The sequence below is a fragment of the Flavobacterium sp. DSP2-3-1 genome, from assembly GCF_049896865.1.
Lineage (GTDB): Bacteria > Bacteroidota > Bacteroidia > Flavobacteriales > Flavobacteriaceae > Flavobacterium.
Genome location: NZ_JAFCVD010000013.1, coordinates 1 through 13,604, shown reverse-complemented (window position 1 = coordinate 13,604; position 13,604 = coordinate 1). Strand labels below are relative to the sequence as shown.

At 33.8% G+C, this 13,604-nt stretch carries 15 protein-coding genes and 1 pseudogene; 8 read left to right on the top strand and 8 right to left on the bottom strand.

Going from position 1 to position 13,604, the window contains the following annotated elements:
• Positions 1–396: 396 nt before the first annotated feature.
• The 3 genes from ACP7AT_RS14240 to ACP7AT_RS14230 all read right to left on the bottom strand — a co-directional run bounded on the left by ACP7AT_RS14240 (position 397) and on the right by ACP7AT_RS14230 (position 2,598).
• Positions 397–912 carry a PEGA domain-containing protein gene (locus ACP7AT_RS14240; RefSeq protein WP_426065057.1) on the bottom strand — a complete coding sequence of 172 codons (516 nt, stop codon included), beginning with the start codon at positions 910–912 and terminating at the stop codon, positions 397–399.
• A gap of 94 nt (positions 913–1,006) precedes the next feature.
• Positions 1,007–1,237, bottom strand: a complete 231-nt coding sequence (locus ACP7AT_RS14235; protein ID WP_426065056.1) for a hypothetical protein — start codon at positions 1,235–1,237, stop codon at positions 1,007–1,009.
• Between the two features lie 518 nt (positions 1,238–1,755).
• The gene (locus tag ACP7AT_RS14230) at positions 1,756–2,598 is read right to left on the bottom strand and encodes a hypothetical protein (protein ID WP_426065055.1); all 843 of its coding nucleotides are present in this window, start codon (positions 2,596–2,598) and stop codon (positions 1,756–1,758) included.
• Positions 2,599–3,356: 758 nt separating this feature from the next.
• Between ACP7AT_RS14230 and ACP7AT_RS14225 the strand changes: the two genes are divergently transcribed.
• Positions 3,357–4,364: an IS110 family transposase gene (locus tag ACP7AT_RS14225; RefSeq protein WP_426065054.1), complete on the top strand. Its 1,008-nt coding sequence runs from the start codon at positions 3,357–3,359 to the stop codon at positions 4,362–4,364.
• Between the two features lie 97 nt (positions 4,365–4,461).
• On the opposite strand, the gene ACP7AT_RS14220 is transcribed toward ACP7AT_RS14225, so the two are convergent.
• Both ACP7AT_RS14220 and ACP7AT_RS14215 read right to left on the bottom strand, forming a co-directional pair.
• On the bottom strand, positions 4,462–5,172 hold the full coding sequence (locus tag ACP7AT_RS14220; protein ID WP_426065053.1) for a LytR/AlgR family response regulator transcription factor: 711 nt from the start codon (positions 5,170–5,172) through the stop codon (positions 4,462–4,464).
• A gap of 1 nt (position 5,173) precedes the next feature.
• Positions 5,174–6,229, bottom strand: coding sequence for a sensor histidine kinase (locus ACP7AT_RS14215; RefSeq protein WP_426065052.1), 1,056 nt, complete (start codon positions 6,227–6,229; stop codon positions 5,174–5,176).
• Between the two features lie 225 nt (positions 6,230–6,454).
• On the opposite strand from ACP7AT_RS14215, the gene ACP7AT_RS14210 reads away from it, so the two are divergent.
• The 6 genes from ACP7AT_RS14210 to ACP7AT_RS14185 all read left to right on the top strand — a co-directional run bounded on the left by ACP7AT_RS14210 (position 6,455) and on the right by ACP7AT_RS14185 (position 10,343).
• A complete protein-coding gene (locus ACP7AT_RS14210) occupies positions 6,455–7,759 on the top strand; it encodes a S41 family peptidase (protein ID WP_426065051.1) in 1,305 nt (434 codons plus the stop codon).
• 107 nt (positions 7,760–7,866) lie between these two features.
• The gene (locus tag ACP7AT_RS14205; protein WP_426065050.1) at positions 7,867–8,061 is read left to right on the top strand and encodes a hypothetical protein; all 195 of its coding nucleotides are present in this window, start codon (positions 7,867–7,869) and stop codon (positions 8,059–8,061) included.
• A gap of 275 nt (positions 8,062–8,336) precedes the next feature.
• The gene (locus tag ACP7AT_RS14200) at positions 8,337–8,753 is read left to right on the top strand and encodes a fasciclin domain-containing protein (RefSeq protein WP_426065049.1); all 417 of its coding nucleotides are present in this window, start codon (positions 8,337–8,339) and stop codon (positions 8,751–8,753) included.
• 246 nt (positions 8,754–8,999) lie between these two features.
• Positions 9,000–9,344: a hypothetical protein gene (locus ACP7AT_RS14195; RefSeq protein ID WP_426065048.1), complete on the top strand. Its 345-nt coding sequence runs from the start codon at positions 9,000–9,002 to the stop codon at positions 9,342–9,344.
• Positions 9,345–9,704: 360 nt separating this feature from the next.
• Positions 9,705–10,013: a phage integrase N-terminal SAM-like domain-containing protein gene (locus ACP7AT_RS14190; protein ID WP_426065123.1), complete on the top strand. Its 309-nt coding sequence runs from the start codon at positions 9,705–9,707 to the stop codon at positions 10,011–10,013.
• Between the two features lie 54 nt (positions 10,014–10,067).
• Positions 10,068–10,343 (top strand): tyrosine-type recombinase/integrase, encoded by a 276-nt coding sequence (locus tag ACP7AT_RS14185; protein ID WP_426065047.1) that lies wholly within the window; start codon positions 10,068–10,070, stop codon positions 10,341–10,343.
• On the opposite strand, the gene ACP7AT_RS14180 is transcribed toward ACP7AT_RS14185, so the two are convergent.
• Positions 10,294–10,644, bottom strand: coding sequence for a hypothetical protein (locus tag ACP7AT_RS14180; RefSeq protein WP_426065127.1), 351 nt, complete (start codon positions 10,642–10,644; stop codon positions 10,294–10,296). The two genes, ACP7AT_RS14185 and ACP7AT_RS14180, sit on opposite strands and share 50 nt — an antisense overlap.
• Here ACP7AT_RS14180 and ACP7AT_RS14175 point away from each other — a divergent pair.
• Positions 10,596–11,765: pseudogene (locus ACP7AT_RS14175) on the top strand (IS91 family transposase). The gene ACP7AT_RS14180 and the pseudogene ACP7AT_RS14175 sit on opposite strands and share 49 nt — an antisense overlap.
• 222 nt (positions 11,766–11,987) lie before the next feature.
• Here the strand turns inward: ACP7AT_RS14175 and ACP7AT_RS14170 are convergent.
• Both ACP7AT_RS14170 and ACP7AT_RS14165 read right to left on the bottom strand, forming a co-directional pair.
• A complete protein-coding gene (locus ACP7AT_RS14170) occupies positions 11,988–12,626 on the bottom strand; it encodes a hypothetical protein (protein ID WP_426065046.1) in 639 nt (212 codons plus the stop codon).
• A 169-nt stretch (positions 12,627–12,795) separates the two neighbouring features.
• Positions 12,796–13,386, bottom strand: a complete 591-nt coding sequence (locus tag ACP7AT_RS14165) for an RDD family protein (protein WP_426065045.1) — start codon at positions 13,384–13,386, stop codon at positions 12,796–12,798.
• Between the last annotated feature and the right edge of the window lie 218 nt (positions 13,387–13,604).

The window sequence follows — 13,604 nt, the reverse complement described above, 5'->3', positions numbered from 1 at the left end:
AACTTTATTTTGATAAATCAAATATGCGTTTTGGGAGCGTTCAATAAGTCTGCCTTTGACATTTTTAGTGCATTTTGTCAAGAGTTTGCGATTTACACCGAACAGCGGTTTTTGACCAACGTGGTCCTTCTTTAAGTTTTTTGGCGTTAGCTAAAACGCAATTTCCATAGAAGACTAATTTTATGGGTAAGGGAACTTGCATTTAAAAATGAAGGGTAAAACGACACCAAGCCCAAAATACTTCTCAAAAAAAAAGACGACCAAATCCTCTCATAATCCTCTCTCACAATTTTACGAAAACTTCATAGTGTCAACTGACGTACAATCGGTTCCGTTCAACCCGGGTTTCATTGTTGGTGCTGCGCACGCAACGAAACCTTAGCTGTTATGCAACGTTTATTTTTCGTCTTCTTCTAGTATTTTTTTCTTTTCTTTTGCGTATTCTTGTTGAGTAATTACCTTTTCATCAAGTAATTGTTTTAACTCTCTGAGTCTTTCAAACTTTGATTTGGTCTGATTTTGTTGTGGAGTTGTTTTAATTATTGGCTGTTCGCTACCTGAACTTGGTGTCAATTCATAAGTATGGGTCGGCTTATACTTCATTGTCCACAGAAATGGAACTAAAACAAAAATTCCACCAATAATTGCACCTACATCGACTTCTTCATCTCTTGAAAAAGATGTGTTTAAAGGGTCATAACCTTCCTTTTCCAATTTAACAGTTGTCGTACTGCCAACTATCTTTGTGTCTCGGTGGGTATAAGGTGTTGTTCCTGCGGGTTCACCATTTAGATAAACTTGCGCACCACTCGGGTTTGACTGAATCATTGTCGTGCTTGCACAACTTGTTAGTAAAACTGAGCCCGCTAATAAAAGTAAAATCGTTTTCGTCATCATTGTCTGTTTTTTCATATTTGTTCTGTTTTTAAATGTTGCATAACGTCAGTTCGTCTAAAAACCTTTAAACGAGCTCATTTTAGTTAATCAGTAAGTAAATATATATGATTTAAACTACAATTGAAACTCTTTTTGGAAAAAAGCATTCTTCATTCTTAAAACAAAACAATTCGTAAAAAGCGTTAAAAACTGCTGTTAGAACCCCAAAATACAAAGCCAAAACTTTTAAATATTGTTTTAATAGATTTTGGTATACTAAATTAAATATTCGACGCAGGTTGTAGGCTGAAAAAATTAATCCAACATCAGCTGAGGCATGTTTGATGGTTTTCTTAGTCATGATATTATAAAAATCTTATTGGCGTTTTATCACTCTCCCGTGAAGAGCGGGACAGGCTATGGAATTTCCACTATAGCTTGCCTTCTGCGACAGACTTAGTAATTATTTTCGATTCCAAGCTTGTTTTGATAAATCAAATGGGCGTATTGGGAGCGTTCAATAAGTCTGCCTTTGGCATTTTTATTGCATTTTGTACAGAGTTTGCGATTTACACCGAATAGCGGTTTTTGACCAGCGCGGTCCTTCTTTAAGTTTTTTGGCGGTAGCCAAAACGCAAGTTCCTAAGAAGACTAATTTTATGGGTGAGGCAACTTTTGTTTAAAAGTGAAAGGAAAAACGACACCAAGCCCAAAATACTTCTCAAAAAAAAAACGACCAAATCCTCTAATAATTCTCTGTCACAATTTTACGAAAACTCCATAGTGTTAACGGACGTGCAATTGGTTCTGTTCAACACGAGTTTCACTGTTCGTACTGCGCACCCAACGAAACTCTAATTGTTAGCCGTAATTTTTTTTTTATTCCACATTTTCTAATACAAGAACTGTTTTTGTGCCGTCAATATTTTTGTATTCAAGCTTTACAAAGCCAAATTTAGGATTAAAATAAGAAATTAGTTCAGTTTCACCAATTCTGCTTTTTGCAGTTGCTTGGACAATGTAACATTCTAAATTCCCCAATTTTGTTGAAATAATTTTATTTTCCTTAATTTCATAATCATAGACATTTTCAATTCCACCTTTCCATTCTAACCATCTTTTGTCCGACCAATGATCTCCAATTTCTAGCTTCCATTTCCATTTTGTTCCAATTTTATAAGGCGCTACTATGTATGGGAAAGGATTTAATTCTAAAATTTTAAAAAAGTTACTTCTTGGTGGATGTATCCATACATTCATTTTATTTTCAATTGCACCAGTTGTTTGTTTAAGATGATTTTTACCATTATTCAATACATATTCATAATCAATTCCAGTTTGTTTATAATCCGAATCATTGCCTTCGAAAGGATTACCTGAACTAGGCTTTAGAATTATACGACTAACCGTTTCATTGTCTTGGTTTTCAATATCTACAAATTCCCAATCATAAATTGTATAACCTTCGGGTTGTAAAATTCCTTTTCCTCTTTTTATTAAAAATTTTTCTCCTTTGGTATTTTGATAAAAATAGGAGTAAGTAAATTTTCTTCCAACAGCGTAAATTATATTATTGGCGTTATAAACTTCATCATATTGTTTTGTATTGTCTGTTTTTTCAACAGCAATTCCGTCTTCATCACTAGTGTATTTTTCTAAATTCTTTTGAGCAGAGCAAGAAATATTTATTATTAAAAATGTTAAAAGTTGAATTATCTTCATTTTACGTTTCGTTTTTTTAAGATTACAGCTAACGTCAGTTCGTTTAAAAACCTCTACACGAACTCATTTTAGTTAATCAGTGAGTAAATATATATGATTTAAACTACAATTAATATTCTTTTTGAAAAAAAGTATTCTTCATTCTTAAAACAAAACAGTCCGTAAAAAGCTTTAAAAAAGGGTTTTAGACCCCCAAAATACAAAGCCAATACTTCTAGATATTTTTGTAATAGATTTTGGTCTATTACATTAAAAATTCGACGCAGGTTGTGGACGGTAAAAATCAATCCAACATCAGCTAGTGCGGATTTGCATTCCGTGCCCGTAAGAATAATCAATTATATTATATCTTACTGTAACTGTTTGAAATTTTCAAATTGCAGATTTTATTTGTCAATGTAAAATCAGTGCAAGGATTACTAATCTGTTATTGTTGCTTAAAATAATAACTGAGCACTTCGTGATCATTGCGATGAACGAAGCAATCACATCTAATATTTTCTTTTAATAAAGTACATATCATTGTGGACACGGATTGCAAATCCGCCTTTACTTTGTATTAGATAAAAAACACTAAATTTATTCAAAGGAAAACAGAGGTGAACTATCAATTCCGCTAAGTATGACTTATATCGCGCATTAGTCCTCTGTCTTCTCCTTGAATCCCGTTGAATTGCTTCAAATAGAATGATAGACATCGAGGTCTAATAAAGGCTCTAAAGAAGTTCAACATTTTTGTTTATCCTAAATTCAAAGTTATGAAAAACTATTTATTTTATGTAGGTATTGACATTTCAAAATCAAAATTGGATGTAGTTATTTTAGAAAAACAGTCTCCCAATGTATCTAATCATTTCATTGTAGAGAATAATTTAAAAGGAATAAAGGAAATTTTAAAAAACTTAATAAAACAGAAAATTGATTTGACTACTGTTTTGTTTTGTTGTGAAAACACCGGTGTTTATACATTTCCTTTGAGTAGTCATTTGTCTGATGAAAAACTGGATTACTGGATTGTTCCTGCTATAGAAATTAAGCGTTCTAAAGGTATTTCAAGAGGTAAAAATGATAAAGCAGACGCAAAGGATATTGCTTTGTATAGTATTCGAAATATTGACAAACTTAAACTTTCAACATTACCAGAAACCGCAATTCAACAACTAAAATTACTTTATACTGAGCGAGAAAAAGTGATGAAATCCTTTAAGATTTTTGAAGCTACAAAAGAGAATATTGATTTTATGCCAAAACAAGTTTACAAATCAATTTCAGCAATAAATAATAAAACTGTAAAGTTTCTAAAAACGACATTAAAAGCGATTGAAAAAGAAATGAAAGCAATAATTTCAACTGAAATTGAATTAAAAAAACAATTTGAGTTAATAAAAAGTGTTCCTGGTGTTGGAGACAAAACAGCAATCTATATGCTAATTGCTACCAGAGCATTTACGGCTTTTGATAATGCTAGAAAATTTGCTTATTATGCTGGAACTGACCCTTTTGAATATAGTTCGGGTTCGAGTATTAAAGGCAGAACCAAAGTAAATCATATGGCAGATAAAAAGATGAAATCAATATTACAAATGTGTGCTTTATTGGCAGTGAAACACGATCCACAACTCAAAGAATATTATGAAAGAAAAAAAGCAGAGGGTAAGAATGCTATGCTGGTTTTAAACAATGTAAAATGCAAAATTATTGGTCGGGTCTTTTCAGTAATTAACAGGCAAACCCCATACATAAATACATATAAATTTGCCTGCTAATTTTTAAAATATCGCTTGTTTTTTATCATAGAATGCGCTATCGGAATGTCTTACCTTGTAGTAATATGATTACCGTCAACCTACCCTATTTTTTCTCCTATTTTTTGTTTCTTATAGTCTTTGCAAATTGCTCCCGATATGTAATACCTATTGGTATTGGTATGTCATTAATTATTACACGGGCTCTTTCAATGATTCCAATATGTTTCAAGGAAATAATATAAGATTTATGGATCCGGGCGAAGGCTGAAATAGGAAGCTGTTTTAAAATGTCGTTCAAGGGCAAAAGCGTCATAATTCTACCTTTTTTAGTGTAGAAAGTGATATAGTTACCCGCGCCCTCAATATACAAGATGTCAGTTAATTCTATTTGAAATGTCTGTGTCCCGCTTTTAACCATAATTGATTCTCCAAACTGATCTAAACTGGAATTTAATGATGCACTGTTGTTTGAAGGAAAAGAGAGGTTATTTGCTTTGTTAACCGCCCTGAGAAACCGGTCATATCTTACAGGCTTTAGGAGGAAGTCCACTGCGCTGTAATCATAACTCTCAGCGCCAAATTCAGGATAGGCCGTAATAAATATTATTTTAGGAGTTGTCGGTAATGATTTTATTAATTCCATCCCTGATAGTTCAGGCATGTTTATATCAAGAAAAACCAGGTCTACAGGATTGTTCATCAAGAAAGACATGGCATTAAATGGATTGGTAAATCCTTCTGTAAATTGCAAGGATGGAGTTTTCTTTATATATCTTTCAATAAGGTCAAGTGCGAATGGTTCGTCATCGATTGCAATACATCTCATTTTAATTAATTTTTATTTGAAGTCTAACATTAAAGAAGGAGCCTGAATTATCGATTTCCAGTATATGTTGATTAGGATAAAGAAGCTGCAGCCTCTCCCTTACATTTGGTAAGCCAATTCCAGAGCTGTTATTTTCCTGAACAGAATGTTCAAATTTATAATTTTTAGTCTCTAATACTAATATATTGCCTTTTAAAAATATCGAGATGGTTATATCCGATCTTTGACTTAAGATTATTCCATGTTTAAACACGTTTTCAATAAATGGTATAAGAATCATAGGAGCAATTTTATGGTTTTGCCATTCCCCATTTATTTTATAATTAACCTGACTTGCCAATTCTGGTGATAGTCGTTGAAGCTGAAGTTTTACAGTATTATCAATATAACAAATTTCTTTTTCAAGGGAAACTTTATCATCATTGCTCTCATACAGCATGTAGCGCATGAGACCTGAAAGTTTTTCTATAATATCGGCTGTGACCACATCATTGTTCTTTGTGGCTGAAGAGTATGCCATATTTAATGTGTTAAATAAAAAATGTGGATTAATCTGTGCTTTTAGATATTTTAGTTGCGTAGAAAGTTTATCTTTTACTAATTGTTGCTGAATTTCCTGATTTTGAATCCACAGTTTTGTAAGCCCGTATCCAAACGATAAAGAAAGGATTATCGTCTTACTCTGTACGTTCATAGCGATATCTGACCACATAGATTCTTTTTCTGTTGAAAATAGTGATATGCTATATAACTGGTCTAAAATGGAATTCAATAAAACAGTAAAAACATATAAAAGGATCAGATAAACAAAATAATGCTTATATCGTTTTTTAGAAATATATAAGGGAATCAAAAAAAGAGCATTTATGTAAAAAAGCATAATACTGAGACAAGTACTCCAAACTAATGGAAAGTAAATACTGCCATCTTGTTTTCTAAAAGGTCCAATCGTATAAGTAGTATGCCATATAAACAAGAATAACGAAGCCCAAACAAGTACGTGTAATAACGGTTCTATCTTATTTTTTTTCTGTAAATCGATACTGCCTAATAACATGGTTTATTTTATTTTACTGCAATCAAAGATACTTAAAGCAAACAATTATCATCTTAATTTTATTTACATTACACTGTTATTATTCTAATTCTATTGGTCAACTAAATTCAATAATATAGATAATTATTTCTGGCATTTAAATAATAGAATTGTCGGATTAAAGCAAAATTTTCACTTTTACATTCACAAGGGTAATTTCCCTCAACTAATAAAATCATGTTAAATATGAAAAATTCTAAATTATTGTTTTATTTTCTGGCACTTTTATTACCTGTTGTAAATTATAGCCAGGACATAAAAAAAGAAATTAAAATGAGTCAGCTTATTGATTCCATAAATTTAAAACTCAATGACAATTATGTATTTCCTGATAAGGCACAGCTAATTGCAAAATCTTTAAAAGCACAATTAAAAAAGAAGGTTTTTTCTTCAACGGCAAATGACCCGCAAAAACTTGTTAAACAATTACAGGCTGAAATCTTTAAAGTCCATAAAGACCCTCATATGGTAGTTGATTATAACCCAGGGTGGAAAGGGCATACACAAGGGTACACAGGACCATCTGCGGAAGAAATCACGCAATTCACAAAATTTGTAAGAGATAACAATTTTATGTTTAAAAAGGTAGAACTGTTGCCGGGTAATATAGGCTATTTTCCCTTTAATATTTTTGTGGAGCATGTAAAAGAGGCCAAACCAATTATAGCTTCTGCTTTGGGATTTTTAGCTAATTCTTCTGCCATCATTATTGATTTAAGAGAAAATACAGGAGGCGAGCCAGAAATGGTTAGCCAACTGGAAAGCTACTTTTTTAAAGAAAAGACCCATATGAATGATTTAATAAACCGCACGAAAAGAGATACTGTCTTTTATTATGCAGATCCCGCGAAGACAGACGGCTTGACCCTTTCGATGCCAGTATATATCTTAACTAGTAAGAAGACCTTCTCTGGAGCAGAGGATTTTAGCTATGGTATGCAGCAGGCCAAACGAGCAACTATTGTGGGAGAGGTTACTGGCGGTGGTGCGCACCCTACGAAACCCTTTTCTGTGGGGCAGGGCTTCATTGTTAACATTCCATTTGCCCGTTCATTAAATCCCGTTACTAAAACCGATTGGGAGGGAACAGGTGTCATCCCAGATTTTAAAGTCGAGGCTGCAAATGCCCTTATTAAAGCACAAGAACTTATTTTCAGAGAGCGCCAGTCAGTAGCCACTAATAGTACGGACAAACAAAAATTAGAATATCTCATTAATGCCTTGTATGTAAATAGTGACCCAGGAACTCTTCCTTTAGATCAGTTCAATAAATTTACTGGAACTTTCGGCGCACTTACTATATCAAGGGACGGGAATAAACTTTTCTGTAATTTCTTAGACAATATAACGGAATTGGCGCATATATCAAAAAATCTTTTTGTGTTAGACAACAACGCTCAAATTGAATTTATAAAAGATGATAAAGGCAATTATCCTCTGGCACGTTTATTTGTCAGCAGCGGAGGAATATTTGAGGAGTTACGAAAATAGTAATGATCTGAATTAATCGAGACAAAGAAGATTGCAGGTTTACAAGAAACAATTGGTTGTATGATACGGATTGCTAAAAATGGAAAATCGCAAGGCTAATTGTTACTATGAACACACCAAAATGGTATAATTGGTTAATAAATAGAAATGCTGGTCACAACGCAATTAAAATTGGTGTTTTAGAATTTTTTGGTATAAAGCCAGTGAAAATTTCGGTTTTTTCAGGCATTAAATCCTCTGATGATATCAAACGAAAAAAGTGGTTTAAAGAAGTTATGGAATTAGGCGAAAATCAAAAATAATAATAAAAAGGTGTTTTCAATTTTTAACTAAGAAACTGAAAAACTTATTGAAAAACCAATCGTCATTTATTAGATTTTTATAAAAAAATAGGTAACATAATTAAATATGTGAATTTTACAAACTTGTTCAATAATTGTACAAAGCTATTTTTTTTTAAATAGTATTTTTTAAGTAGCTGATAAAGAGTTATTTAAATTAAAAATAGTACTTTTATATAGTTGATAAAATATCATCACTGTGCTGCCAGATGCAGAAAAAAATAAATTATTTTGTTATGACTGATTCAAAAAAAGACATCGTTGCTATCGCTTCTGAAAGTGCTAAAACATTAGCTGCAGCAGTAAAGGCAGCAGGTTTAGTACAAACACTTCAAGGTGCTGGTCCATTTACTGTTTTTGCACCTGCAGATACTGCTTTCGAAGCTATTCAAAAAGATGTAGATACACTTCTGAAACCAGAGAACAAGGAAAAACTCGCTAGTATTTTGACTTACCACGTTGTTAGTGGAGAAACAATGGCAGCCGATTTAAAAGATGGTCAAGAGCTCACCACAGTGCAAGGTGGCAAATTAAAAGTGGCTATCAAAGGAGATAAGGTAATGATTGGTGAGGCGCATGTAACCATGGCCGATGTTGCTGCTTCAAACGGAGTTGTTCATGTGATTGATAAAGTTTTAATGCCAAAAATGTAAGTTTACAGCATTTTTATAAAGCCCTCAAGCGTGAAAAATGCTTGAGGTTTTTTTGTATTTCTATAAATTACAAATAGTAAAAGGCAAAATGACAATAATTAGCACTAACAAAAAATTAATAGATAATTGTAATTTAATTGTTTAAGTAGTTGTTTTATAACTATTTACTTCAATTATATAAATAAATTTATTAAAAAATCCTTAACTTTCTAACTCGTTATTAATAATTTTAAAAATTTCTAAAAAATGGAATCAAAAGAAAAAGATTACTCGGAACAAATTGACAAAACTGTAGAAACTATTACTACACATGTCGAAAAAAAATCTGGAACAGGTTTGACTTCAACAATCAACAAATGGATTGATACTCTTGAAGATCACAAAGACTTAAAAACGATTGCATCTGATTTAAAAAAATTAAAAACAGCATACGAAGACAAAAATTTTGAAAAAGTAGTTGCATTAATGGCAACGCTTGGCGAAGAAACTACAAAAGCCGCAGAAATGGCAAAAGGTAGCGAAGCAACCAAAATTAAAGCACTTGGAAAAGCATTAACTGCCGGATCAAAAACGGTTGCTAAATTTATGTAATATTTATAAAGCGTTAGAAAAAAATAATTAATTTTCTAACGCTTTATTAATTTTTGATAAGTAAAAATTCCATAAAATAGTTGGCATCAACAATATGTTTTTTAAAATTAAATTGCAATAAAAGTGTTGATGAACCCTGATAGAACAGATGTACATCTTTAGTTCGGTTAAAGCCTACGGTGAGATCCGTGCCCTCAAAGTTGAGCAATTAATTAAATAAAGTTGCCCAAAACCGTTGTAATAGCTGTTGAACTAAACCTTGGGTAGCACTTACCGAGATTTTGTACCTTACGAATATAATTAAAATTCGTATACCATGACTACAAAAAAAAGCATCCTGATGCGTTAAGAGAAAACAAAATCCTGAACCAAGCCAAGCGCGAAGTTCCTGGATTTGAGGAATTACTTCAACGATTTGAGCGTACAGTTTCGATTTTAGGTCGAAGTCAGAGCACGTTTAATAATTATTCCCGTCATGTGGCGGCTATTTCGCTTTATTTTGGTAAAATCCCAACTGAACTAGATGCTGAACAAGTACAGGATTACTTGTTTTACCAACAAAAAAAGTCAAAAACACCTTCTCAAACCTATTTTAAACACTGCGTTTATGGTCTTCGGTTTTTGCTAAAATCCGAAGGTTTGCCGTATGAATTTTTACGATCACCTTAGATAAAACACGAGAAAAAACTCCCTGTTGTTTTGAGCAAGTAAGAAGTTTGGGCGATGCTCCAGTGTGCCAAGCTGCTTAAACATAAAATCCTCATTGGCTTGCTTTATGGTTGTGGACTTCGCTGCATGGAAGCTAGAAGTGTGCGTTTACAGGATCTGGATTTTGACCGAAAACAACTCAAAGTAGTTCAGGGAAAAGGCAAAAAAGACCGCTACGTACCGCTTTCAGAACATTTAATTCGGGGTTTAAAAAATACATCAAAGCCGAAAAACCGCAAGATTATGTTTTTAATGGCCAACCTTTGCCTAATGGAGCCGGTGCGATTTTGACAATCGGTATTCGCAACGAGGCGTGCAATGGGCGGTCAAGCAAGTGGCCAAGGCAGCGGGTATTATCAAAGAAGTTCATACCCACACGCTTCGGCACAGTTACGCCACGCATTTGCTCGAAGACGGTATGGATATTATGACACTGAAAGACCTTTTGGGACACCAGAATGTTGAGACCACAATGGAATACCTGCACATTGCCCAACTCTAAAGCCAGCGCATCTTTAGTCCACTCGATACCCTTTTTGCAAAATGCAGCCGCCTTTTGAAGTAGCGGATGTCCTGCGAAAAATAGGCTCAAGAATTGAAAACTATAGATTAAATACTTGGCAGCTCCGCACGCTTTACGCCCTTAAAAAATGTAGAACAGCCGAGTTGGGTGGTCATATCGATGCTTGCGATAGTTGTGGTAATCTCACTGTAAGTTACAACTCTTGCCGCAGTCGGCATTGCCCGAAGTGTCAGGGTAACAAACGAGAAGATTGGATACAAGCCAGAAGTACAGAGCTCTTGCCTGTGCCTTATTTTACTCAATTTTTTTATTGTTTTTAAAAGGATTTCGTGATACCGCTTCGCTAAATTCATCTAGTATTTACTTTGCCTGACAGTATCAATTCCTTGGCCATTTACCAGCCTAAAATAGTGTATAACACCATATTTGAAGCGAGTTGGGAAGCGCTTCAAAGTTTTGGCAAAGGCAAGGAAATGCAAATGGGAATGATTGCCGTTTTGCACACTTGGGGACAGCAATTGAGTTTGCATCCGCACCTGCATTGCATTGTTCCTGGCGGTGGTGTGGACAAAGACGGACAGTGGAAAAATAGCAGAGCAGATGGTAAATTCTTGTTTCCAGTAAAAGCCTTGTCGAAGGTTTTTAGGGCTAAATTTTGCGGAAAACTCAAGGCGAAATCGCCTACTCAATACGAACAAATCCGGCAGGAATTATGGCAAAAACCATGGGTAGTATTTGCTAAGAAACCTTTTGGAAGTCCAAAGTCGGTGGTGGAATATTTGGGTAGATACACCCATAAAATCGCCATTAGTAACAATCGAATTAAAAGCATTGACAATGAAAACGTAACTTTTGATTACAAGGATTACCGAGTAGCGGGCGTTAAAAAACAAATGACGCTCACACATCAGGAATTTATCAGGCGGTTTGCGTTGCATATTTTACCCAAACGTTTTGTAAAAATACGGCATTATGGATTTTTGAGTAGCACTTGGAAACGAAAAAAGCTAAAGCTTTTACAAGAGAAACTTAAAGTAAAAGTGCTAAAAAAAGCAGAGAAAAAGACCTTTATGCCTAAATGTCCGTGTTGTAAAACGGGCAATTTACATCGGATAGCGGTTTTTGACCAGCGAGGTCCGCCTGCATGGTATCTTGGCGGTAGCCAAAACACCATTCCTTGTAAAAGCTAAATTATGGGTAAGGGAATTTATGCCCAAAAGTGACGGAAAACACTAGAAAACCATCTTGATTTAACTGCACAAAAAAAGAGGCTCACTTGCCTCTTGTTATTCTCTCTCAAAACTTTACGATAACTCCATAGTGTTCACGGCAGGTAGTCGGTTCCGTTCAACACGGGTTTCATTGTTGGTGCTGCGCACGCAACGAAACCCTAACTGTTATGCCCAGTTTTTTTATAACTCGCTCGAGTATTTTTGACCTAATATTTCGACACACAGTCCTTTTTTTACTAGGTTAGCCGTTTCTTCTAGTTCTCCTTTTCCAGCAAAAACTGTATCTTTTTTTGATCCTTTCTCAATACGTGAAAGAAAAACATTTGACCCCATTTTTCCATTTTCTAAAAGTCTATTTTCATACCAAATTACTCCTTTGGTGTTATCCAAAACTTGTCCGAAGAATGCTCTTGAAACATACGTAATGCTGTCGGTTTCATAGTCTATTTCTGTTCCGGGAAATTGATAGCTATTTTCTCCATGTTTAATGGATAACTTTCCGTCCGAAGGTGAGTGAATATAAAGGGAAATGTTTGCGTCACACTCGTTACAGTCTCGACCGGAGAAAATCAAAAAGGGAGCTTTGTCAACGTTAGAAACTTGTCCGATAAATTTAAGCTCAAATAAATTGGTTTGGAAAGACTGTCCGTTTTTAAAAACTAGTTTACTACCGTCAACTTTTTCAAAGAGCCATACTTCCGAAACTTTACTTATGTTTATTGGGCTGACCGTTGTTTTCTTGATAACGTTTTTTGAATCTTCCTTACTTCCGCAACCGATAAAAGTCCAAAGTGTTAATATTATTACTAAATGTTTCATCGTCTATCTTATTTAAAATTGGGCATAACGTCTTGCTAGTAGGCGATGGTCGGGTTAAGTAAAGACATATTTTCGGATAATCACTAATTTCCCAAACACAAAACCATTTTTCCATTAAGCCTAATTCCCGACTATTGCTTACTAGCTGTTACCAGCTGTATTTACTCGTTTAGTTGTCTTTAATTACTTTCGTTTTTGATATTCCATCGTGAAATCCGTTTCTTGAAAAAAAGAATGAAACTCTATCAAACGGAATAAATCTGCAAAATGTACGACTAATAATATCTCCAAGTTCTGCTTTGTCGCCTTCTAAATTTACAACTTTAGTTTTAGTTATAATTTTTCCTAATGTTTTCTGATATTTATGTTCAAAATATATGTAATAAGTTGCGATAAAAAGCGTAAAAGAGGTTATTCTGTATATTGCTCTTTCTGCTTGACTTGTTAGCGATAATAAAATTTCAACATTAGGAATAAATAAGCCACAAATCACGAAAAGCACAGCAAAGTCAATTAGGAAATTTAGAAATCTAATTTTGGAGTGCACCGTATTGTTTTCTACTTTTTCAAGTTTCTGTTTTTCTACTTCTACTTTTTCAGAAACCTCTTTAAATCGAGTTGGGTCAATATTTCGGAATTCAATTTCTTTTTTTGCAGTTTCAAGTGCTAATTCTTGATATTTTCCTCTATCAACTGATACAATTTTGATTAATTCTTCGTCAGTTCTGCTTGACATTATTTTCGTAAAATTATTTTCCATTCCGTAAATTGGTATTCATTTATCTTTCGTTTTTTAGAGAATATAGCTGCTAACGTCAGTTCGTCTAAAAACCTCTAATCGAACTCATTTTAGTTAACTAGTAAGTAAATATATGTGATTTAAACTACAATTGAAACTCTTTTTGGAAAAAAGCATTCTTCATTCTTAAAACAAAACAGTCCGTAAAAAGCTTTAAAAATTGCTCTTAGAGTCCCAAA